General features: G+C 60.5%; 20 protein-coding genes. 15 read left to right on the forward strand and 5 right to left on the reverse strand.

Going from position 1 to position 21,758, the window contains the following annotated elements; translation table 11 throughout:
• Positions 1-15: 15 nt before the first annotated feature.
• The 5 genes from ABEA02_RS08225 to ABEA02_RS08245 are packed head-to-tail and all read right to left on the reverse strand — an operon-like array spanning position 16 to position 4,916.
• A complete protein-coding gene (locus tag ABEA02_RS08225; RefSeq protein WP_345532413.1) occupies positions 16-864 on the reverse strand; it encodes an NAD-dependent epimerase/dehydratase family protein in 849 nt (282 codons plus the stop codon).
• Positions 861-1,796, reverse strand: a complete 936-nt coding sequence (locus tag ABEA02_RS08230; protein ID WP_345532414.1) for a glycosyltransferase family 2 protein — start codon at positions 1,794-1,796, stop codon at positions 861-863. Before ABEA02_RS08230 ends, ABEA02_RS08225 begins: the two co-directional genes overlap by 4 nt.
• The gene (locus ABEA02_RS08235; RefSeq protein ID WP_345532415.1) at positions 1,763-2,725 is read right to left on the reverse strand and encodes a glycosyltransferase family 2 protein; all 963 of its coding nucleotides are present in this window, start codon (positions 2,723-2,725) and stop codon (positions 1,763-1,765) included. The genes ABEA02_RS08230 and ABEA02_RS08235 overlap by 34 nt, the downstream gene beginning before the upstream one ends.
• A 2-nt stretch (positions 2,726-2,727) precedes the next feature.
• On the reverse strand, positions 2,728-3,420 hold the full coding sequence (locus ABEA02_RS08240; protein WP_345532416.1) for a nucleotidyltransferase family protein: 693 nt from the start codon (positions 3,418-3,420) through the stop codon (positions 2,728-2,730).
• Positions 3,417-4,916, reverse strand: coding sequence for a PfkB family carbohydrate kinase (locus tag ABEA02_RS08245; protein ID WP_345532417.1), 1,500 nt, complete (start codon positions 4,914-4,916; stop codon positions 3,417-3,419). Before ABEA02_RS08245 ends, ABEA02_RS08240 begins: the two co-directional genes overlap by 4 nt.
• A gap of 75 nt (positions 4,917-4,991) precedes the next feature.
• Between ABEA02_RS08245 and ABEA02_RS08250 the strand changes: the two genes are divergently transcribed.
• From ABEA02_RS08250 to ABEA02_RS08320, 15 genes are all read left to right on the forward strand, one after another.
• Positions 4,992-6,113 carry an NAD(P)/FAD-dependent oxidoreductase gene (locus ABEA02_RS08250; RefSeq protein ID WP_345532418.1) on the forward strand — a complete coding sequence of 374 codons (1,122 nt, stop codon included), beginning with the start codon at positions 4,992-4,994 and terminating at the stop codon, positions 6,111-6,113.
• 4 nt (positions 6,114-6,117) lie between these two features.
• The gene (locus tag ABEA02_RS08255; RefSeq protein ID WP_345532419.1) at positions 6,118-7,221 is read left to right on the forward strand and encodes a methyltransferase domain-containing protein; all 1,104 of its coding nucleotides are present in this window, start codon (positions 6,118-6,120) and stop codon (positions 7,219-7,221) included.
• A gap of 61 nt (positions 7,222-7,282) precedes the next feature.
• Entirely contained in the window at positions 7,283-8,086 is an 804-nt protein-coding gene (locus ABEA02_RS08260) for an ABC transporter permease (protein WP_345532420.1), read from the forward strand.
• Between the two features lie 3 nt (positions 8,087-8,089).
• Positions 8,090-8,836: an ABC transporter ATP-binding protein gene (locus ABEA02_RS08265; protein WP_345532421.1), complete on the forward strand. Its 747-nt coding sequence runs from the start codon at positions 8,090-8,092 to the stop codon at positions 8,834-8,836.
• Positions 8,833-9,774, forward strand: coding sequence for an NAD-dependent epimerase/dehydratase family protein (locus ABEA02_RS08270; protein ID WP_345532422.1), 942 nt, complete (start codon positions 8,833-8,835; stop codon positions 9,772-9,774). Before ABEA02_RS08265 ends, ABEA02_RS08270 begins: the two co-directional genes overlap by 4 nt.
• Before the next feature lie 67 nt (positions 9,775-9,841).
• The gene (locus tag ABEA02_RS08275) at positions 9,842-10,423 is read left to right on the forward strand and encodes an SIS domain-containing protein (RefSeq protein ID WP_345532423.1); all 582 of its coding nucleotides are present in this window, start codon (positions 9,842-9,844) and stop codon (positions 10,421-10,423) included.
• Positions 10,420-11,415: a GDP-mannose 4,6-dehydratase gene (locus ABEA02_RS08280; RefSeq protein ID WP_345532424.1), complete on the forward strand. Its 996-nt coding sequence runs from the start codon at positions 10,420-10,422 to the stop codon at positions 11,413-11,415. Before ABEA02_RS08275 ends, ABEA02_RS08280 begins: the two co-directional genes overlap by 4 nt.
• Positions 11,416-11,428: 13 nt before the next feature.
• The gene (locus ABEA02_RS08285; RefSeq protein ID WP_345532425.1) at positions 11,429-12,577 is read left to right on the forward strand and encodes a DegT/DnrJ/EryC1/StrS family aminotransferase; all 1,149 of its coding nucleotides are present in this window, start codon (positions 11,429-11,431) and stop codon (positions 12,575-12,577) included.
• Entirely contained in the window at positions 12,570-13,676 is a 1,107-nt protein-coding gene (locus ABEA02_RS08290) for a DegT/DnrJ/EryC1/StrS family aminotransferase (protein WP_345532426.1), read from the forward strand. The genes ABEA02_RS08285 and ABEA02_RS08290 overlap by 8 nt, the downstream gene beginning before the upstream one ends.
• A 14-nt stretch (positions 13,677-13,690) precedes the next feature.
• Positions 13,691-14,350: a class I SAM-dependent methyltransferase gene (locus tag ABEA02_RS08295; protein ID WP_345532427.1), complete on the forward strand. Its 660-nt coding sequence runs from the start codon at positions 13,691-13,693 to the stop codon at positions 14,348-14,350.
• Positions 14,347-15,333: a thiamine pyrophosphate-dependent dehydrogenase E1 component subunit alpha gene (locus ABEA02_RS08300; RefSeq protein ID WP_345532428.1), complete on the forward strand. Its 987-nt coding sequence runs from the start codon at positions 14,347-14,349 to the stop codon at positions 15,331-15,333. The genes ABEA02_RS08295 and ABEA02_RS08300 overlap by 4 nt, the downstream gene beginning before the upstream one ends.
• The gene (locus tag ABEA02_RS08305; RefSeq protein WP_345532429.1) at positions 15,330-16,388 is read left to right on the forward strand and encodes an alpha-ketoacid dehydrogenase subunit beta; all 1,059 of its coding nucleotides are present in this window, start codon (positions 15,330-15,332) and stop codon (positions 16,386-16,388) included. Before ABEA02_RS08300 ends, ABEA02_RS08305 begins: the two co-directional genes overlap by 4 nt.
• A 20-nt stretch (positions 16,389-16,408) precedes the next feature.
• Positions 16,409-19,042, forward strand: coding sequence for a hypothetical protein (locus ABEA02_RS08310; protein WP_345532430.1), 2,634 nt, complete (start codon positions 16,409-16,411; stop codon positions 19,040-19,042).
• Positions 19,039-20,235, forward strand: a complete 1,197-nt coding sequence (locus tag ABEA02_RS08315) for a class I SAM-dependent methyltransferase (RefSeq protein ID WP_345532431.1) — start codon at positions 19,039-19,041, stop codon at positions 20,233-20,235. The genes ABEA02_RS08310 and ABEA02_RS08315 overlap by 4 nt, the downstream gene beginning before the upstream one ends.
• On the forward strand, positions 20,211-21,755 hold the full coding sequence (locus ABEA02_RS08320; RefSeq protein ID WP_345532432.1) for a TIGR04372 family glycosyltransferase: 1,545 nt from the start codon (positions 20,211-20,213) through the stop codon (positions 21,753-21,755). The genes ABEA02_RS08315 and ABEA02_RS08320 overlap by 25 nt, the downstream gene beginning before the upstream one ends.
• Positions 21,756-21,758: the final 3 nt, after the last annotated feature.

Here is a 21,758-nt window from a genome sequence, read left to right on the forward strand (position 1 = left end):
GCAGGTCCTGGACCACTAAGTGTGCAATTTTAACTGCTGCGGAACGAAGTTCCCGGCTTTCCATGCCAGCAAGGTCTGCAGAGGCGTCCCGTCAAACACAAGATCCGCATTCATCCGGTCTGCAAGATCGGGCGACAGATGCCGGTAACGCGGCAAAACGCGCAACAGGAGCACAGAAAAACGCAGCACCCAGCATGGCACCGGCAGCATGATGCAACGCCGACCCTGTGCATTCGCAATCCGCAACACCATCTCACGATAGCTGAGCGTCTCACCGCCCACCAGATTGAAAACGCCGCACGGCAGACTTTCCCGGGAGATCAGGCGCAAGCAGGCCTCAGCCACATCGGCAACATGTAACGGCTGCCGCAGGCCGCGCCCTCCCCCTGCAAGCGGAAACAGTCGCCAGCGCGACAACCAGCGGGCGATGTCTGCAACATTCCGATCTCGACCGTCACCATGGATCAGGGTTGTGCGCAGTACGACCCATTCAACGCCGTTGCGCTCGGCCCAAGCGGCCAATTGCTGTTCGCCACGCTCCAGCACCAGCGCAAGCTGCCTGTCTTGCTCTGATCTCGCATTACGCTTGGAATCCGCACTGGTCGAAGACAGGGCGACGACCCTTCGTACACCCGCAGACTGCATGGCCGCGAAGATCTCGGGCAGACCCCAGATTGGCATGAGGCATACCCACACTGGCGCTTCACCCTGCTGCCCGGCCGCACACCAGCGTATACCGTCGTGCTCCCCATGCAAGGTGATGTTACGCGTCAGCGCTACCGAGGCAACGCCCAGCCTGTTCAGCCCGGCCATCAGGCTCGGCCCGACCAGGCTCGTCGCCCCAGCCACGGCCACCTTGGTCATGCCGGCCGTATCCGGAACCACTTGCGTGCCAGGTGCACACAACTTACTGCCGCGAAACGCAGCCACACTGCCAGCATCACCGCCCACATCAGTACGCCGGGATACTGATGACGGAAAAACCTGCGGTAGAACCTGACCATTCCGCAATGCTTGTGCCACTCGACGAACACCGGTCGCGCACGGCTGCACACACCTTTGAAATGCGTAACGCGCGCAGACGGAACGAACAGGACGCGCCAGCCTCTCTGACGAAAACGCATGCACCAGTCGAGATCCTCACAGTGCATGAAATAGCCTTCATCAAGCAGGCCAACGTCACACATTGCCTCGCGCCGCACCATCATGCAGGCCCCGGAAATAGCCTCGATCGCAACCGGCTCCTTCGGCAGTGGCTGGCGATGCAGGTCGTAGCCGTTGAACAGACGCGGGTAGCGATCTGCCAGACTGCGCAATCCGAAGGCCCGCACGAAAGTCCGCCAGGGAGTGGGCACCAGACGGCGTCCGCCTGCCTGCTCGGTACCGTCCGCGTTGAGCAGGAGACCGCCCGCCATACCTGCCCCCGTGTCAGCCTGCATGGCGGCCACCAGGCCGGCCACCGCGTCCGGCGCAAGCACGCAGTCCGGATTCAGAAAGAGCAAGTAGTCGCCATGCGAAGCTGCGGCCGCGATATTGCAGGCGCGCGCAAAACCAAGATTGCTTGAATTGGCGATGATCACAAGGCGCGCGTCCTCATTGGCCAGCTCGCGAATGGCCTGCATGCTGTCGTCGTGCGAGGCGTTGTCAACCACGATCACTTCATCAGCCTGTGACAGTGTTGAACGTACACACAATGCCAAGCCAGCGCCGGCATTGTAGTTAACGATCAGCACGGAAACGCGTTCGGCAGGTGTGGGGGCAGTCATCGTGAAGGGATCACTCGTTTGTCCAGCCATGACCAGACTTCTGACGGACGTACACGACACTGACGCTGAACCTGGAGACGTTGATGCAGGACCCGGGGCACGGCGCGCAGCGAAGCCAGACGTGCACGCAGGAATTCCAGACCATGCCCGTCGCCGCACAAGCGCAGGAACATCAGGAAATCAGCCAGCAGGAAAGCTGGCAACACCGCCGGCAACAGCGACGCCGGCATGTTCTTCAGCACGCACCAAAGCCGGTTGCGATGACCGTGAAACACCGAGAAGCCACTGCGCCGGCCACCACTTGTGACTGAACCGGCATGCAGCGCGTGCGCAGAAGGGATGTACCAGCACGACTCGCCAGCCAGGCGGAGCCTAAACCCCAGATCCACGTCTTCAACGTAGCAGAAGAAGCTCTCGTCAAATCCACCCGCCGCCAGAAAACTCTCGCGCCGATACAGTGCAGCGGCGGCACAGGCGCTGAACACGGGCTTCTCGCCATCCGAATCAGATGCCATACGACCATGTCCCGCACGCCAGACCAGCCCGCTGACATGCATCACATCACCGGCGCCATCCAGTCGCTCCGGGGCATCCGCCATCAGCAGGCAGGACGCGAAGCTCGCAGCGTCTGGATGTCTTGCCGAAGCATCCAGCAACTTTTCCAGCCAGTCCGGCGCCAGACAGGCATCCGGATTTACCAGTGCAATCCATTCGCAGTCGTCCGCAATCGCGACTGCGCGATTGTTCGCGACAGCAAAACCGGTATTGGTCTTCAGGAAGTGAAACTCGAACTGCGGATGACTCTGTTGCGCCCGCAAGGCCGATCCATCAACGCTGGCGTTATCCATGACGATAACGCGTGACGGTGCAACCGTCTGCGCTGCGATGGATGCCAGACTGCGCGCAATCCAGTCGCCACAGTTGTAATTCACGATGATGCAGGCCACGCGCGCCGTCACGATCAGTACTCCAGCTCTGCGCGGCGCAGGCTTTCCGGATTGCCGATGTCGCGGTGGTAGTCCGCATTATGGAAGCAGTGCATCCGCCCCAGATAATGCGGCAACACCTCAAGACTCAGATCGACCACCTGCTTGCCCAGTGAAGCAATGAAGTCAACGACTTCGGGTTCGAATATGTAGACCGCAGCGTTGGCGCGCGTGCCCGGCGGGTTGGGCTGCTTCTCGTGGAACGCGCGCACGATGCCTTCAGCATCGAGCTCAAGAATGCCGCAGCTCTGCGGCGCATCGGTGTCGAAACTCATCATCGTGATCGCCACCCCCGCAGGACGATTGGCATGCGCAGCCAGAAAAGCCCCCACGTCAAAGCGCGTCAGGTTGTCTGCATGCGCAACGATGAACGCCTCGCGACCGAAGAAGTCACGGTTGCGCAGCACCGTGCCGCCCGTACCCAGCAGGATGTCTTCGTGCACCAGGGAGATGCGGTCTCGCCACGGAGAGGCTGCGACAAAATCATTCACGACGCCCGGCAGGTAATGCGTGTTGACGAGCACCCGCTCAATGCCCGCCGGCAACAGGGCGTCCAGCCAGTACTGCAACAATGGCTTGCCCTGGATGCGCACCAGGCACTTGGGCACGGAGTCGGTAATGGGTCGCAAGCGGGTGCCGAAACCCGCAGCGAGCAACAAAGCCCTCACTGCGCGAGCTCCTGCAACAACTCCTCGTTACGCAGCGGGATGTTGCCGACACGCCCGACCTGACAAGCCGCAGCCAACGCCCCCAGATATGCGCTCTCCCAGACGGAGGCCCCGACAGCGAGCGCCATGGCTGAACAGATCATGAGCGAATCACCGGCGCCAGACACGTCTTTCGGCGCGGCATTGAAGGCGGGCAACTGATCGGTGACCAATCCATTGCTGGGCGTATCGGGAGAATGGATCAGCAGACCTTCTGCCCCCATCGTGATGAACACACTGCCGGCTTGAGACTGATTCTGCAATGCGTCCGCCAACACAACCAACCCGGCGCTGGTGTCGCGCACAGCCAGACGGGCTTCGTGTTCGGTCGGGGTGATGAGTCGCATGCCCTTGAAACGTGAGACATCGCCGATCTGCGACGAAGCCTGACTGTCGGCCACCATCATGACGCCGGACTTGTGGCACTCAGCACAAATCGCGTCAACAAGCTCCTGCGGCAGGCAGCCATAATTGAAGTCGGAAAAAATAAGCAGATCGGCTGCCTCAATAACAGGGCGCATACGCTCCAGCACGTCGCGAATGAGCTCCTGGCTGATGTCGTGCTGGCGCAGATGGCTGACACGCAACAAAGTCTTGCCGCGCGCTCTGTAGCGTTGTTTGAGCGTTGTCGGACGACTCTCGTCAGCGATCAGATGACATGCCACCTCGTAAGACTCGAGCGTCTGTTGTGCGAACACTGCCGTCGAATCGACACCCGCAATACCGAAGAACTCGACCTGAGCACCCAGGCCACGAGCATGCGCGGCAACAATGCCCGCCCCGCCCACGAACAGATCACTCTTTATCGGCGTGACGACAATGGTTGGATCCTCCTGAGACATGCCAAGTGGATCACAGGTTATGTATTCGTCGACGATCAGGTCGCCGATGACTGCCACCCGCAAAGTATCAAAGCGCTTGATGTAACCCGCAAGTCGCTCGAAGTTGAAACCATGCCGCTCCGGAAAATCCAGCGGCTTGGTGATGGCCGAGTAATGCGCCTCGCGCAATTCCTTCTGCAGCAAGTCCAGCGACGAAAAACGGACATCGCCCGAGCTGAACAGAAGCCGCCCGCCATAAGCGTCAACAACCTCTTGCTCGGGATTGAAGTGCTGCTCGTGCTCCTTGCCCTTTACGACCACATCAGGCTTGAGCTCGGCAATGAAGACTTCCGCCGGGCAACGCAGTACGAAACTGTAGTTGACCGCACTGATCGCCCGCACGCCCTCCAGGCGCAACTGCTCGGGGAGAAAGGTCTCCGGTCGACCATCGTCGGAAACGCCGACTACAAGAAAGTCGCCGCACTCGGCTGCAAAATTCAGGAGCCGCAGGTGCCCCGGATGCACCACATTGAAGCTGCCCCACACGAACACGATGCGGGCATCCTGTCCAGCGCGCGCGCGAATCTCGGCCGCGGCAGCTTCACATGCAAGTCTTGGTTCAAGTGTTGCAATCATTCTGTAATGGTCAATCACTCACCGGAAAACCAAGCGTTAATGTAACCTCACTATCTGGATTTTGCAGAGTCCATCATGCAACGAGAACACACAGGGGCTGTCGTGATCGGCGCGGGGGTCGTCGGCCTTGCATGCGCCCGTGCGCTGGCGCAAAGCGGCATCGAAACGATCATCATCGAGCAACACGGTGGCATCGGACAGGAGACCAGTTCGCGCAACAGCGAGGTGATCCACGCCGGAATCTATTATCCCGCCGGCTCACTCAAATCGCGGCTGTGCACCGAAGGGCGTGTGCGCCTGTATGAATTTTGTGAAGCGCGCGGCATCCCCTTCAAACGCTGCGGCAAGCTGGTGGTTGCTACGCAGGATTCGCACGAACAGAAGCTGGAGCAGTTGCAGCGACATGCTATCGAGAATGGCGTAGCGGATACAGTGGTCATCCCGGCGCGGCAAGCCATCAGCATGGAGCCTCAGCTGAAGTGCTCGGCCGCACTGTACTCCCCATCCACCGGCATCATCGACTCGCATGCCCTGATGCTGGCACTGCTGGGAGATGCCGAAGCAGGCGGCGCCAGCCTCGCTCTGCATAGTCAGATCCTCGCAGGCCGCAAGGAGTCGGATACGATTCAGTTGCACGTGCGCTGCGGCGATGAGGACATGCTCATTTCTTCCGGGATCGTGATCAACGCGGCGGGTCTCTGGGCACCCGGGCTGGCACGACGCCTCGAAGGACTCTCCGGCAACGCGATACCACACACCTGGCTAGCCAAGGGAAACTACTATTCGCTGAGCGGGCGTGCGCCGTTTTCGCGTCTGATTTATCCAGTGCCGGAGCCTGGCGGACTGGGCGTACACCTGACACTGGACATGGGTGGTCAGGCACGCTTTGGTCCTGATGTACAGTGGGTCGATGCGATCGACTACAGCGTCGATCCCGCGCGCAGCCGAGGCTTCTATGCCGAAATCCGCAAGTACTGGCCGTCACTGTCCGAGGGCGCACTGGCGCCCGCCTACTGTGGCATCCGGCCCAAGCTGAGCGGCCCCGGAGATGCTGCGGCCGACTTCTGGATCCAGCACTGCGACAAGCATGGCATGCCGGGGCTCATCAACCTTTTCGGCATAGAATCACCCGGCCTGACCAGCTGTCTTGCCATCGCAGACGAGGTTTGTCGTCTGCTCGCCTTGAAGCCCTCCTGAAAAAATGACCTCGTCCGCGCTTTGCCCCGTATGTGGCCAGCCAGGCCGATCACTTTATGTCGCCCTTGTTGACCAGCTGCATGGCACCCCTGGGCACTGGGAGATGTGGCGCTGCGCGCACGGCTGTGAGCACCAATGGCTGCACCCGCAGCCCGACCAAAAGACCCTGGAGCGCGCCTATCAAACGTATTACACGCACCAGTCGGTGACACCTCCGCGACTGAAAGGCCTCTACGAATCCATGCGACAGGCGTATCTGGCGCGTCGCTTCGGCTATGGCAGCACACGTACATCCCTCGTCACACGACTGGGGGCCGGCATCATCAGCCTGATTCCGCATCGCCGCGTAGCTTTCGACGCCAGCGTGCTCTGGCAAAAACCGCTCCGTGCCGGACGTCTGCTGGAACTTGGATGCGGCAATGGCGAGAGGCTTGCACGCCTCTCGACTCTGGGCTGGAGCGTAGTGGGTGTCGAGGCTGATCCACAAGCTGCGGAACTGGCTGCCAGTCACGGCCTCCAGGTCATCAATGGCGATGCACTCGCGCAGGATTTCCCGCCCGACTCGTTCGACGCCATCATCATGTCGCATGTGATCGAGCACGTGCGCGACCCGGAAGGCCTGATCGCCCACTGTCGCAGCTGGCTCAAAGCCGGCGGTCAGCTGACCTTGCTCACCCCCAATCTTTCATCACTGGGGCACCGCCTGTTCCGCAAACACTGGCTGCACCTGGACCCGCCACGGCATCTGCATATCTTCAGCCAACAATCCTTGACGGCAATGTGCCTGCGCGCAGGCTTCTCCGACGTTGCCAGCTCGACCAGCTTCCGGGATGCCAACTGGACGCTGGCCGCCAGCGTGCGTTTGCGCGGCGGCAAGGCCTATCGCGTCGGGCAACTCCCCCTCCATCTTCGTCTGCTGGGGCTGGCGATGCTCTACGTCGAGTGGCTCGGCATGAAGATCCGACCAGACGTCGGAGAAGAAGTCTTGCTCTTCGCTCGCAAACCAGCCCCCTCTTGGCAGGAAATCACCCCGATTAATGCCAATGGAATTCAAGGGAATGAAAGCACAGTCATGATGTCGCTCACAAACCATTGCGCGCTACAATGAACCTGATTTTTCTCCGCAACGGGTAACAGCCAGATCGACCAACAGTTGAGACAGTTGACGCATGAATGAGAAGCATCGGGCTATTCACAAAGCAGCACGCGATCTGATTCAAGGAGCCCAGCGGAGCTCCCTCTGGTGGGCACTTGCATGGCAGGAAACGCGGCAGCGTTACCGCCGGTCGATGCTTGGCCCGTTCTGGATCACCATCAGTACGGCGGTCATGGTCGGCGCCATGGGGCCACTCTATGGCGTACTGCTGGGGCAGGATGTTGGCAGCTATCTGCAGCACCTGGCGGTAAGTCTGATTTTCTGGACCTTCATCTCCGCCTCGATCAACGAATCCGGCAGCGCCTTCATCGCCGCAGAAGGCTTCATCAAACAGATCGCGCTGCCGCTTACCACCTACATCTTCCGCCTGATCGCCCGCAACCTGATCCTGCTCGCGCACAACTTCGCGATTGTCGTCGTCGTGCTGCTGATCTTCCCTCCCGCACATATGCAGGATATCTGGCTCTTCCCGCTGGGGTTGCTACTGGTGATCGGCAATCTGTTCTGGCTATCACTGCTGCTGGCACTGGTTAGCACGCGGTTCCGTGACGTGCCGCAGCTGGTCTCCAATCTCGTTCAGGTTGCCTTCTTCCTGTCGCCCATCATCTGGAAGGCCGACATGCTGAGCGCAAAGACGCGCTTCGTAGCGGACTTCAACCCTCTATTTCATTTCCTCGAAATCATTCGGGCACCCTTGTTGGGCGAACCCATCTACGCAACCAGCTGGATCTTTGCCGGCACGCTGCTCGTAGCGGGGTCCTCGATCAGCTTCCTTGCCTTCGCAAGGCTGCGCGCCCGCACCCCTTACTGGCTCTGAGACATGGCCTTCATCAAAGCACGCGGATTGACTGTCGAGTTCCCCGTTTATGGTTTCACCAGCCATCGCTCATTGAAGAAAAGCCTGTTGAATGTCGCGACGGGCGGCATACTCGCCAAGGACGCCTCCAACCATGTCGTCGTCCGCGCCCTCGATGAGCTCGACTTCGAATTTCATGACGGCGACCGCGTCGGCCTCATCGGCCACAACGGCTCGGGCAAAACCACGTTGCTACAGGTGCTGGCGGGCATCTATGAGCCCATCCGCGGCGAATTGAAGGTGCAAGGCAAGATCGCCTCGATGCTTGGCATTTCGCTGGGGATGGATGGCGACGTAACGGGGCTGGAAAACATCTACCTGCGTGGCCGACTGCTGGGATTTTCGCGAGCGCGCATGGATAGCATGGTGGAAGATATCGCTGAGTTCGCTGGCCTCGGGGATTATCTCCACCTGCCTCTGCGCACCTACTCCAGCGGTATGGCCATGCGACTGGCGTTTTCGGTGATGACCAGCACACCAGCGGATATCATCCTGATGGACGAATGGCTCAGCGTGGGCGATGCGGAGTTTGTCGAGAAAGCGCAGGTCAGGCTCAGGCAGCTCGTCAATCAGGCGCGGATCGTTGTCATCGCCTCGCATGACCTGGCGATGATCCAGCATCAATGCAACGTGATACTGAATCTGGAACACGGCAAGATCGTCAAATCTGAACGAAAGGCTGAGGCCTTTAACCTGGAGAGCAAACAATGAAGTTTCTGGTGACAGGTGGATGCGGCTACAAGGGGCACGTGCTAGTTCCGAAACTGCTGAACCGCGGCTACGAAGTGGTTGTCCTCGATACGGTCTGGTTCGGCAATTTCCTGCCGCCACATCCCGGGCTGAAGGTGGTCCAGGGCGACGTTCGCGACATCGACGCAATCAACCTCGATGGCATCGACGGCATCATTCATCTGTCGTCCATCGCCAACGACCCCTGCGGCGACCTCAACCCGCAACTCACGTGGGAAGTCAGCGCACTCGCCACGATGCAGCTTGCAGACAAAGCGCGCCGCCACGGCATCAAGCGCTTCATCTACGCCTCCTCAGGCAGCGTCTATGGCGTCAAGGAAGAACCGCAAGTCACAGAAGACCTCGAACTCAAGCCGATCTCCGAATACAACAAGACCAAAATGGTCAGCGAGCGTGTATTGCTGAGCTACTCGGACGACATGTCGGTACAGATCGTCCGCCCCGCGACGGTCTGCGGATACTCACCGCGCATGCGTCTGGATGTCTCGGTCAACATGCTGACCATGCAGGCCCTGACCAATGGGCGCATCACCGTCTTTGGTGGCAAGCAGACTCGACCGAACATCCATATCGATGACATTACGGACGTCTACCTGCACCTGATCGATCACCCCGAAGTCACGGGTATCTACAACGCCGGCTTCGAGAACATCTCGATTCTCGACATTGCCAATCTGGTCGCGAAACACATTCCGGCAGACATCGTGGTGTCCGAATCGAACGACCCGCGCTCCTACCGCGTCAATTCCGATCGCCTGCTGGCCACCGGCTTCAAGCCGCGCAAGCGCGTTGAAGATGCCGTGACGGAAATCATCCAGAAGTTCAAGGCGGGCGAGCTGAAAGACGAACCGCACTTCCACAACCTCAAGTGGATGCAGAAAACCGTGCTACCCCAGTAACAATTCAGGAGTCCCGCAGCACAGCGTCAAATCTCCCGTTTCACCGACCTCACCGGGAATGATCGAAATGCCACAAACCGGATTCTTCAGCGCCTACGCTGATCGCTTGAGTAGTGTGCTTGCCACGTTTGACTGGACTCCGGTCGCGCAACTCGCCCAGGCCATGCACGACGCCTGGGCAGCAGGGCAGCAGGTTTTCTTCTGCGGCAATGGGGGCAGCGCAGGCAATGCCATTCACCTCGCCAACGACTTTGTCTATGGCGTAGCACGCACGACTGGTGGTGGCATCCGGGCGCTGTCCCTGTCCGCCAACTCTGCCGTAATCACCTGCCTCGCCAACGACGAAGGCTACGACAAGATTTACAGCGAGCAACTAGCCGTACAGGCACGCGCAGGTGACGTGCTCATCGTGCTCTCCGGCAGTGGCAACTCCCCGAACATCGTCAGCGTGCTGGAGCGAGCAAAGGTGATGGGCGTTCACTCGTATGCCGTATTGGGGTACAGCGGCGGCAAGTGCAAGGCACTGGCGGACGTTGCGATCCACTTTCCGATCGATGACATGCAGATCTCCGAAGACCTGCAGCTGGTGGTTGGCCACATGCTCATGCAGTGGCTGTGCGCCAACAAACCGAAGGCTGTCGCGCAATGAGGTTTGAGCGCATCGCCGTACTCGGCTCCAACTCGTTCGCTGGGGCAGCATTCGTTGCCGAGGCGCTGGAGCATCAGACCGAGCTCGTCGGCTTCAACCGCTCCACCGAGGGGGGCGACTTGTTCCTCCCTTATCGCGCGAGCGGGCGTCGTGATCACTATCGCTTCATCCAGGCCGATCTGAACAACGACTTCGAGCGCATCGCCGACGAGCTGGCCCGCTTCCGCCCGCAAGTCGTCGTCGACTTTGCAGGCCAGGGGATGGTTGCCGAGAGCTGGCAGAACCCCGCACAGTGGTATCAGACCAACATCCTGTCAAAGATCCGACTGCACGAGTACCTGCGGCAAGCTGAGTGGCTGGAACGCTACGTGCGCATCTCGACGCCCGAGGTCTATGGCAGCCAGGAAACCCGCATCAAGGAGACCTGGGCGTACAACCCCAGCACGCCTTACGCAGTCTCCCATGCCGCCATCGACATGAGTCTGCGTGCCTACAATGTCCAGTACGGTTTCCCGGTGATCTTCAACCGCTTTGCGAATTTTTACGGGCCCGGCCAGCAACTCTATCGCATCGTGCCACGCACCATCATCTATGGGCTCACAGGCAAGAAGCTGCAATTGCATGGTGGCGGCACCTCGGTGCGCGCCTTCATCCACGGCAGCGATGTTGCACGCGGCATCCTCGCCAGCCTGGAGCGCGGCGTGCCGGGTGAGATCTATCACTTCTCGTCCGAGCGCTTCCTGACAATCCGCCAGGTCGTCGAGTTGATCTGCCAACGCATGGGCATCGCCTTCGACGCGCTGACGGAGGTTTCCGCAGATCGTCCGGGCAAAGACCTGGCTTACCTGATGGACAGCTCGCGTGCGCGTAGCGAACTCGGCTGGCGTGACGAAGTGACATTCGAAGCCGGGATCGACCAGACCATCGCTTGGGTGCGCCAACACCTTACCACCATCCGCGAACTCCCGCTGAATTACATCCACAAACCCTGACGGCCCCGCTCCCATGACGACAGTGCACAACTTCCTGCCCGAGCAATACCGGCAGACCAACCAGATCTCGATCAACCACAACTATCTGGCCCAGCAGTTTGCGGATCACGACGTGATCCTGAACAAGATCCGCGAAGTCGTCATTCGCGGCGATTTCACCCTCGGGGCGGAAGTGGATGTGCTGGAACGCGAGTACGCGGAGCTCAACGGTGTACGCCACGCCATCGGTGTCGGCAGCGGCACGGACGCACTGTTCCTTAGCCTGAAAGCGCTGGGCATCGACAAGGGGGATGAGGTCATTACAACCCCCTTCACCTTTTACGCCACCATAGGCGCGATAGTCACGGCCGGCGCGACGCCGGTATTCGTGGATGCTGGCGCGGACTACAACATCGACGCATCGCAGATCGAGGCGAAGATTACGCCGCGTACCAAGGCGATCATGCCGGTCCACTGGTCAGGCAAGCCCTGCGACATGGACACCATCGAAGCGATTGCCGAACGCCACGGTCTGGCAGTTGTCAGCGACGCCTGTCACGCTATCAAGGCGCGTTACAAAGGGCGCCCGTCTGGCTCGCTGGGTACGATTGCCTGCTTCAGCTTTCATCCGCTCAAGAACCTGAATGTCTGGGGCGACGGCGGCATCATCACGACCAATTCCGACGAACTCGCAGACAAGCTGCGCCTCCTGCGCAACCACGGCCTGGTCGGACGCGACGAGTGCCGGGTCTTCGCCTACAACTCGCGCCTCGACACCGTGCAGGCGGTTGTCGCGCGTCACCTGCTGGGCAAGATTGATCACATCACCGAGTCGCGTGTCAGTCACGCCGCCTATTTCGATCAGGGCTTGCGCAGCATTCCGCAGATCACCGTGCCGGCGCGTGAGCCGGACATCTATCAGGTCTATCACCTGTACCAGATCCTGTGCGAAAACCGGAACGCCCTGCAGGCCTACCTGATCGAGCGCGGCGTGGATGCCAAGGCGCACTATCCCGTGCCCATGCATCTGCAACCGGCCGCCGCCTTCCTTGGACACAAGGCGGGTGACTTCCCCGTCACGGAGAAAATCTCCGCCCACACGCTCTCACTGCCCGTGCACGAATTCATCACTCGCGAGCAGCAGGACTTCGTGATCCAGCTCATCCGGGACTTCTATGCCTGAGCAAAAAACCATTCCCTTCGTCGATCTCGCGCGCCAGTTCCGCAGCATCGAGACCGAGCTGACCCAGGCATTCCTCGATGTCGGTCGCAGCGGCGGCTACATCATGGGTGACCGGCTGGAGTCCTTCGAGCGCAAAGCGGCAGACTTTCTGGGCGTCGCGCATGCGCTGGGTGTCGCAGATGGATCGGACGCGCTGTTCCTGATCCTCAAGGCGCTCGGCATTGGCCCCGGCGACGAGGTCATCACGGCGACGAATTCTTTCATTGCCTCCGCCTGGGTCATTGTGGCGGCAGGTGCCAAGCCCGTCTTTGCCGATGTCCGCGACGACTTCAACATTGACCCGGACAGCGTGCGCGCTGCGGTGACGCCGCGCACGCGGGCGATCATCCCGGTGCATCTCACCGGGCGCCCCGCACCCATGGACGAGATCAATGCCATCGCACAAAGTCACGGCCTGCATGTGATCGAAGATGCCGCGCAAGCCATCGGCGCGCGTTACCACGGCAAACGCGTTGGCGGTCTCGGCATCGCTGCCGGTTTCAGTCTCCACCCGCTGAAGAATCTGGGCGTCTATGGCGACGGTGGCCTGATCACCACCAACGACGACAAGCTGGCGGCCCACTTGCGCAAACTGCGCAACCACGGGCTGCGCAACCGCGATGAATGCGAGCTGTGGGGCTTCAACTCACGCCTCGACACCCTGCAAGCAGCTTTCGCCGAGATCAAACTGGCCCGTCTGGATGCGTGGAATGCCCGCTGCCGTCAGATCGCCAGCACCTATCGCGAAGGCCTGAAGGACTTTGTGCAGGTGCCTGTCGATCAGGACTGGGAAGAGTGCGTCTATCACAACTTTGTCATTCGCACAGAGCAGCGCGATGCCTTGATGGCGCACCTCAAAGACAAGGGCGTCGACACGCGCATTCACTATCCCATCCCCATTCATCTGCAGGATGCCGCCAAGGATCTGGGCTATAAAGCCGGCGATTTCCCGCAGGCCGAACGCTTCGCCAAAACCATGATCAGCCTGCCCATCTACCCCGAGCTTGATGACGAACAAGTCAGCTGGGTAGTCGAAGCAGTGAAAAGTTACTTCGCATAATCAGGAGTCAGCAGATGGGCAAGGAAATCGACCTGATGGTCAACTACCCGCGCACCAAGCGCAATGTCAGTGAGCGTGGCGCCACCAAGACGGAAACGGATCGTGCGCTGGCTCGCAAGTTCGGCAAGGAATTCTTTGACGGCGATCGCTCGCACGGCTACGGCGGCTTTAACTACATGCCGCGCTTCTGGCAACCCGTGATCCCGACTTTTCAGGCGCACTGGGGGCTGACTGCCGAGAGCTCCGTGCTGGACGTGGGCTGCGCCAAGGGCTTCATGCTGCACGATATGGCAGAGCTGATTCCTGGCATCACGGTCAAAGGCGTCGATATTTCCAGCTACGCCATCGAAAACGCCATCGAAGACATGCGCCCGCACGTGCAGGTCGCCAATGCAACGCATCTCCCCTTCCCGGACAAGTCCTTCGACGTGGTCATTTCCGTCACGACCGTGCACAACCTCGAACGTGCCGAGCTGATCCAGGCCCTCAAGGAAATCGAACGCGTCGCGCGCAAGGGCAGTTTCATCACCATTGATGCCTACCATGACGACGAAGAGAAGGCGCGCATGGAAGCCTGGAACCTGACCGCCAAGACCGTCCTGCACGTTGACGAATGGCGCGAGCTGTTCAAGGAAGCCGGCTACACCGGCGACTACTACTGGTTCATTCCATGATGGACAAAGCACTCTCGGTACGCCTGCTGCGCGACATGCTGCTCATCCGCAAGGTTGAGGAAGGCATCGCCGAGCGCTACCCGCAAGGCAAGATGCGTTGCCCGACGCACCTGTCCATCGGTCAGGAAGCGGCTGCCGTGGCGGTGGGCGCCGCACTTGAAACAGCCGACCTCGCGATCAGCACGCACCGTGCGCATGCGCACTATCTAGCCAAGGGCGGCCGCGCGCCGCAGATGCTGGCCGAAATCTACGGCAAGGTCACGGGCTGCTGTCGTGGTCGCGGCGGGTCCATGCACCTGACCGATCGCACGGCAGGCTTCGTGGGCAGCACGGCGATCGTCGGCAACTCCCTGCCTATCGGAACAGGCCTGGCGTTGTCCCTGCAGCTGAAGAAGAGCCGGCAGATCGCCGCGATCTTTTTCGGAGACGGTTGCACCGAGGAAGGCGCTTTCTACGAGTCAGCCAACTTCGCCATCGTGCGCAACCTGCCCGCGCTGTTCGTGTGCGAGAACAACCTGTATTCGGTCTATTCGCCGCTTTCCGTACGCCAACCTGCCGGACGCGAGATCTACAAGATGGTGCAGGGGCTGGGCATGCCCTCAGCCATCGTCGACGGTAACGACATCGACGCGGCCTACGCTGCAGCCATGGCCGCTATCGAGCACGTCCGTTCAGGCAAGGGGCCGTTCTTCCTGGAACTGACCACCTATCGCTGGCGTGAGCACTGTGGCCCGAATTTCGACAACGACATCGGCTATCGCACAGAAGAAGAATTCCTTGCCTGGAAAGCGCGCGATCCGGTTGCCAGTTACGAGGCGCGACTGCAACAGCAGGGGGTGCCCACAGAAGAACTGGCGGCGCTGCACACACAACTGGACGCCGAGGTGCTGGCGGCTTTCGAGTTCGCCGAGACGAGCCCTTTCCCGGATCAGTCCGAAGCGTTCTCAGATGTCTACACGGATAAGGAAGTGAGTCCATCATGAGTCGCCAGATCACGTTTGCCAAGGCGATCAACGAATGCCTGCATCAAAGCATGGCAGAAGACCCCAATGTCATTGTCTATGGCCTGGGCGTTACGGACCCGAAGTCCATCTTCGGTACGACCGCCGGCCTTGAAGCGCGCTTCGGCAAGGAGCGCGTGTTCGACATGCCGACTGCCGAAAACGCGATGACAGGTGTCGCCATTGGCGCCGCCATCGAAGGCATCAGGCCTGTCATGGTGCATCAGCGTCTGGATTTTTTCCTGCTGGCGATGGACCAGCTCGTCAATGGCGCAGCGAAGTGGCGATACATGTTCGGCGGGCAGGACAGCGTGCCGATCACCATCCGCCTGATCATGGGGCGCGGCTGGGGCCAGGGCCCAACCCACTCGCAGAATCTGCAAGCCTGGTTCGCGCACATTCCCGGCCTCAAGGTCGTCATGCCGGCGTCAGCCGAAGACGCCAAGGGTCTGCTCGCAGCGAGCATCTTCGATGATGACCCGGTGTTGTTCCTCGAGCATCGCTGGCTGCACAACGTGCACGGCGACGTGCCCGAAACACTTAACCGTACGCCGCTCGGCAAGGCGCGACTGGTGCGCGAGGGGGACGCTGTGACCATCGTGGGCATGTCCTACATGACGGTCGAGGCCATCCGCGCTGCGGACTTCCTCTCGAACCTCGGCATTCACTGCGAAGTGCTGGATCTGCGCACGATCCGTCCGCTGGACTGGGACGCCGTGTTTGCTTCCGTCTCGCGCACCGGGCGCCTGCTCGCGCTCGACACGGGGCATGCCACCGGCTCCGTCGCCGGCGAGATCGTCGCCAGGGTTGCCATGGAGTGCTGGGGAAAGCTGAAAGCCGCCCCGCAACGCATTGCCATGCCAGACTTTCCGGAAGGCACCAGCCCCGCTTTGACCAAGGGCTACCACCCACGCGCCGAACATATCGTAGATGCCGTCGCCCGGATGCTGGGACGCACCATCGATGCCTCACCACTCGGTGCACAGCGCGGGTATCCGCACGACGTGCCCGGAGACTGGTTCAACGGCCCCTTCTGATCGGCCCGGGACATCGCCAAATGTCGATACAGAAAACGCCCGTCCTGCATCTGGTCACGGTGCTCTGGGGTGAAGACTATGCGGATCTCTTTTGCCGACTGACGCTGCGCTCCCTGCTGGCACCAGGAAACCTGCCCGCGATGGCAGGCAAAGTGGACCTGCATTACTTCATCTATACGACCGTCGAAGACGGCGCACGCATCAAGCAGAGTACGGAATGGAGCCGGTTGCAAACGCTGGCGACCCTGCACCTTGAATCGCTCCCACCACCCTCCAGTCAGACGCCAAGTCAGGCACAGAACTTTGATCGCGTCTCGACGATGCATCTTCTGGCCAGCAACGCCGCTGCTCACGTCGGAGCGCACATCAGCTTTCTCGTGCCGGACTGCCTGTATTCCGACGGTTCGATTGGCGGCCTTCTGCCTTACATCCTGAACCCGGAAGTGCCGGCCGTGATGACACTGGGGCTGCGCACAAATCGCGAAGGCACCCTGCGCTGCCTTGCAGACTCCCTGGAAGCGCCGGATCCGGTCTTGCAGGTCAGCCCCAGAGCGTGTGTAGCGCTGGCACTGGAAAATCTGCACGAAGTTGAACGGGCCATGATCTGGGGGGAGAACGAGCATTCAACCCACCTGTCGCACACCTATTTCCGACTCGACCACGATGGCCTCCTGGCTTACTGCTGGCACCTGCATCCGATTCTGGTCAAACCTGGCCGCTCCGATCTGGCGACCAGCGTGGGCACGATTGATGGCGGAAAATATCTGGCTGCTGTGGTCAGCAATCGCGACAAGATTGTCGTGATCACGGACACTGATCAGTTCTTCTCTCTCGAGGTCTCTCCGGCCGCGCATCGCGTCGGTCAGCACATCCAGGGGCCGATGAACCTGCGCTCGCTCGCAAAATGGGCCCGCTATCAGGGACATGGCGTATATCGTCAGTTTTTCGAGACACCCATCTGGGTCCACACGACAACGTCTGACACCGAACAGCGACAGAAACAGTATGTGCAGGAGCTCGTGACATCGGCAGTCATTCGCCCGACTTTGTCAGTGAGCAAACAAGCCGGCCTCTTCATGCGCATCGCAGCCGTCGTTGCTTTCCTGCGCAAGAAGCTCGCGTCACCCCCGCGCCGCGCAATCGCCCGGGTACGTGCCGCCGTCAAGCGACGCAGCGTCGCGGCGGCCAGACGCGCTGCTGTCGGCCTGCTCCGTCGCTCGCCAGCGGTGCGCAGGGTAGCCGTGAAAGCCGGGCAGATGGCGCTCGCCCTTGGCGATGGGGATGTCTCACGTACCTTGTTGCGTCGTCAGGAAATACTGGCAATCGACCTCTTGAGACACGGCCAGACCGGTGATGCCGAGGCCTGGCTCCGTCCACTGCTCACCAAACCGGACACATCCTTGCCCGAGCTGGCGCACGAGCTGTTTCATGCTGCGAAGAGCAAACTCGACGGCGGAGACCTGGGCGCCGCACAGAAGCTCTTCAGCCTGTCCCTCGAAGCGCGGGATACGCCAGACAGCGCATTCTATCTGGCACTCGTCACGACCCTGGCCAAGCTGAAAGCAGAAGCGGCGGAACGCGCCCAGACGTTCCTCAACGAGCATGAGTCCGCTGAACGATTCGTGTTCTCGGCCGTTGTCTGGGGCAACGACTACATCGACAACTTCATGCAGTACACCGTGCGCACGCTGTTTGCGCCGGGAAATCTGCCAGCACTGTCAGATGCCCGCTCCTACTTCTCGATCGTTACCACGCCATCGGGCGCAGACCGCATCCGGCAATCAAGTGGCTTCTCGCTGCTGAGCCGCTACACGACCGTGGTGTTCTTCTGCTTCCCGGAAGAATTGACCCAGCCCTTCCACTCATCAAAACCGAATGCGGACTTCTACCGCCTCTATGGCGCGCTGGATCACACATCCATTCACTTTGCCCGCGCCTTGAAGGCTGGCATCTTTTTCATCGTCGTGGATGGGCTTCTGTCGAACAATTCCATATCGAACCTTCGGCGCTATCTGCGCGAGGGTTATGACATCTGTGCCAATGCAAGCATCGTCTCGAACAGGGAAGACCTGCTGCCCGAACTCGCGAGACGTTATCAGAATCACGAAGCCATCGACATCTCGGCGCGCGATCTCGCAAACATCGGTCTCATTCACCGGCACAACTACATTACCCAGCGCCTCGTCGTATCTGACAATTACGACTTCGACAAATATCCGCGCGAACTGTACTTCCCGACCGCAGATGGGCTCATCGTGCATGCGCTGTACCAGCATCCGCTGGTTATCTCGGCGCGGGCAATCTGCGAGGACATTGATTTCGACTACTACGTCGTCGATGCAAACCTGATGGGCAAGATTCTCGACCGCCCGGACAAATTCTCGCGACTCAAGGTCGTAACCGACTCCAACGATGTCTACGTCGCCAACTACGCGCCGGCTGGACGAAAGTTCGATAGCACGGGCAAACCCCTTGATGTCAATGCCTTCACTGACGTGCATCTGCACTCCCTGCCGGTCCATCACTACATCTGGGAGCATCAGCAGCTGATTCATTGCGACACCATGCTCAGAACCCATGTTGACCCGGCAGAGGTTGCACGGACATTCCTGACCTCCCTGCGCAAGAAAATGAAACGAACGGGGCGTATATGACCGATATACACTGCCCCGCCTGTGGCGACAGCCGGCTGCTTCCACTGGTGGATTTTGGCGAGCTGCCCTCTACGGGCGTATTCCTGCCCAGCCCTTCTGACGGCTATCCCCAGCGCAGACTGGCGTTCCAGTACTGCGCACAATGCGGATGTGTCGTACAGGTGAGATCGGAAACCCATGGTGCGGATTACACGGAAGTGGCGCGCGGCACCCGCCGCCAGTTTCCTGCCTATGCCGACGCCATCGTTACTGAGCTGCTTACGCAGTGCCCTGCCAGCACGGATTTGCTGATCGAGATCGGCAGCAATGACGGCACCTTCCTGACGCACCTGCGGCAAGCTGGCATTACCAATCTGCTTGGCGTAGAACCCTCGCGCCCGCTTGCCGAGCAAAGTCGCGCCAACGGCCACCGCGTTGAGAACGTCCCGCTGGACGAAGCCGCTGCGGCGCAGATCCAGGCCAGATACGGTCACGCAACCGCCGTCGTCTGTCGGCATACCCTGGAGCATGTGCCGGACCCTGCGGGTTTCCTCAAGGCAATCCGCAGCCTGCTGGGCAGCGATGGCCTGCTCTTCATCGAAGTGCCAAGTGTTGCCCCCATCCTTGATGAGCGTCTGCAGGGATACGAGCTCTGGGATGAGCACCTGAGCTACTTCTCTGAACGGAATCTGGCTTGCCTCCTGCAAAGATCCGGGTTCGAGATCCGCAGCATGCAGTCCCGCGAGCATTGCGGCTCCGACAATATCCTCTGCTGGGCAGCGCCTGTATCCGTCAATGCGGCAACTCACAGTGCAGCAGATGGCGCGCTGGTGAGTGCCTGTGCATCGTTCGCGGATCGCTGGCACGCCTTCAGCAAGGCGTTGCAGCAGAAGCTTGGCCAGCACCCCCAACCGGTCTTTGCGATGGGCGCCTCGCACCCGCAGACCAATTTTCTGCATTTCACCGGTCTGATGCCCATGGTGAGCGGACTGCTCGACGATGATCCGTTCAAGCTCGGTAAATGGGTACCCGCTGGAAGGGCTGCAGGCTCGGGGCGTCCGGTCATTGCTGCGAAAGAAGTGCTCGGTGCTGCACGCGGCGGTACGGTTCTCCTCACCGGCTTCGGCTACCCGAACTGGATGCGGTCTGTCATGCAGTCTCTGGAAGGGTCCGGAATATGCGCTTTGGCTTGCGATACTTCAGATCGCTCCTGACGCGCGACAGCTACGCGCAGGTGCTGGACCGCGGTCTGGTTGCACTGGCCGCAGGAAAGTACAGAGCGGCGGATCGCACGCTCAAGCGTGCGCACCGCATGAAATCGGGCGAGACGCAAGCATTTGCCAATCGCCTGCTCGCATTGCTTGGCAAAGGCGACATGAAGGCCGCCGGTCGCGTCGCGGATGCCTTGCTCGGCGCTCCGATGCCGGAGAAGAACAGCAATCTCATCGCAGCGCAGGCACTGGAGCAGCTGGGGCGCTTCTCGGACGCAGCTGATTGCGTGGCGCGGGCTTATGCAGCCGACACCGTTGAAACCTCGCTGCTGGAACTGGTGGGTCGGCTGTACTGGAAAGGTGGCGCCCCTGACCGTGCAAGAGCTGCCTGGGCAGAATGGCAGGTCCGGGAAAATGCACTGGCGGCAAAGCATGCGGCCAACGACACACGCTATCTGGGCCTTCCATGGGTGGGATGGATCGGCAACATGTGCCATCTTGACGTGTACCAGAAGGCGCGCATGCTCGGGCTGATGCCTGAGCATCACGCCATCATCCTTGCGCCCGAAAACCGCATCGCCAACGCCTGCCTGCTCGACTACTGGAAAGAGTATTTCGAAGTACGGGTGGAGAGCCCGCAGACGCCTGGCTCCGAAACACCCTTCCGCTGGTTTGCGCCCATCCACACCCTGCAGCTCAAGGAACGCTGCATGTACCTCTACGACTTGCAGGCGCAGGTCGAACACATATGGGAGTCGCAAAGCCGCCCGCCCTTGTTGCGCCTCAAGGATGCGCACCATGAGCAGGGCAAACTTGCCCTCAGCCGCCTCGGCATTCCGCATGGCAGCTGGTATGTCTGCCTGCACGTGCGCGAGCAGGGTTTCTGGCAGGAAGGCGGCAGCCGCTTCCACCTGCCGCGCTGTGCCGACATCCGCAAGTATGCAGAGGCCATTCGCGCCATCGTTGCCGCCGGAGGCTGGGTGATACGCATGGGTGATCCGTCAATGAGCCGCCTGCCAGCCATGCAAGGCGTTGTGGATTATGCGCATTCCGCCGAACGCTCGGACTGGATGGACGTCTACCTGGCTGCGAGCTGCAGATTCATGCTGGCCGGCAACTCCGGCCTGGTCTGGCTGGCCAAGCTGTTCGGCCGCCCGGTGGTCGGGGCCGACTGGTTGCCGATGGGGCCGCTACCGCCAACCAGCAAGGATATCGTGGTGCCCAAGCGCCTCTATTCACGTTCAGAGCGCCGCTTCCTGAACTTCAGGGAGATGATTCATGGCGATCTGGCCTACGAGTGGTCAGGCACCCTGTATGAGCGACTGAAGCTTGCCGTGCATGATGCCAACCCCAGCGTCCTGACTGCAGCTGTCAAACAGATGCTGGCAGAAACCGGCGCGATGGAAGGTGTTGGCGACCAGTCTTCCCCTTCGCTGCGCGACCTCGCATTGCGCAGCGGCTTTGCCGCCAACTGTCGGCTCGCCACGGGCTTCATGCAGCAACACCCGGAATTCATGCAGTAATCG

The organism is Viridibacterium curvum (assembly GCF_039544165.1).
Taxonomy (GTDB): domain Bacteria; phylum Pseudomonadota; class Gammaproteobacteria; order Burkholderiales; family Rhodocyclaceae; genus Viridibacterium; species Viridibacterium curvum.

What these genes read in the sequence shown, in the direction of transcription:
- ABEA02_RS08225 (WP_345532413.1), bottom strand. Translation starts at nt 864, where the DNA reads ATGACCAAGGTGGCCGTGGCTGGGGCGACGAGCCTGGTCGGGCCGAGC.
- ABEA02_RS08230 (WP_345532414.1), bottom strand. Translation starts at nt 1,796, where the DNA reads ATGGCTGGACAAACGAGTGATCCCTTCACGATGACTGCCCCCACACCT.
- ABEA02_RS08245 (WP_345532417.1), bottom strand. Translation starts at nt 4,916, where the DNA reads ATGATTGCAACACTTGAACCAAGACTTGCATGTGAAGCTGCCGCGGCC.
- ABEA02_RS08250 (WP_345532418.1), top strand. Translation starts at nt 4,992, where the DNA reads ATGCAACGAGAACACACAGGGGCTGTCGTGATCGGCGCGGGGGTCGTC.
- ABEA02_RS08255 (WP_345532419.1), top strand. Translation starts at nt 6,118, where the DNA reads ATGACCTCGTCCGCGCTTTGCCCCGTATGTGGCCAGCCAGGCCGATCA.
- ABEA02_RS08260 (WP_345532420.1), top strand. Translation starts at nt 7,283, where the DNA reads ATGAATGAGAAGCATCGGGCTATTCACAAAGCAGCACGCGATCTGATT.
- ABEA02_RS08265 (WP_345532421.1), top strand. Translation starts at nt 8,090, where the DNA reads ATGGCCTTCATCAAAGCACGCGGATTGACTGTCGAGTTCCCCGTTTAT.
- ABEA02_RS08270 (WP_345532422.1), top strand. Translation starts at nt 8,833, where the DNA reads ATGAAGTTTCTGGTGACAGGTGGATGCGGCTACAAGGGGCACGTGCTA.
- ABEA02_RS08275 (WP_345532423.1), top strand. Translation starts at nt 9,842, where the DNA reads ATGCCACAAACCGGATTCTTCAGCGCCTACGCTGATCGCTTGAGTAGT.
- ABEA02_RS08280 (WP_345532424.1), top strand. Translation starts at nt 10,420, where the DNA reads ATGAGGTTTGAGCGCATCGCCGTACTCGGCTCCAACTCGTTCGCTGGG.
- ABEA02_RS08285 (WP_345532425.1), top strand. Translation starts at nt 11,429, where the DNA reads ATGACGACAGTGCACAACTTCCTGCCCGAGCAATACCGGCAGACCAAC.
- ABEA02_RS08290 (WP_345532426.1), top strand. Translation starts at nt 12,570, where the DNA reads ATGCCTGAGCAAAAAACCATTCCCTTCGTCGATCTCGCGCGCCAGTTC.
- ABEA02_RS08295 (WP_345532427.1), top strand. Translation starts at nt 13,691, where the DNA reads ATGGGCAAGGAAATCGACCTGATGGTCAACTACCCGCGCACCAAGCGC.
- ABEA02_RS08300 (WP_345532428.1), top strand. Translation starts at nt 14,347, where the DNA reads ATGATGGACAAAGCACTCTCGGTACGCCTGCTGCGCGACATGCTGCTC.
- ABEA02_RS08305 (WP_345532429.1), top strand. Translation starts at nt 15,330, where the DNA reads ATGAGTCGCCAGATCACGTTTGCCAAGGCGATCAACGAATGCCTGCAT.
- ABEA02_RS08310 (WP_345532430.1), top strand. Translation starts at nt 16,409, where the DNA reads ATGTCGATACAGAAAACGCCCGTCCTGCATCTGGTCACGGTGCTCTGG.
- ABEA02_RS08315 (WP_345532431.1), top strand. Translation starts at nt 19,039, where the DNA reads ATGACCGATATACACTGCCCCGCCTGTGGCGACAGCCGGCTGCTTCCA.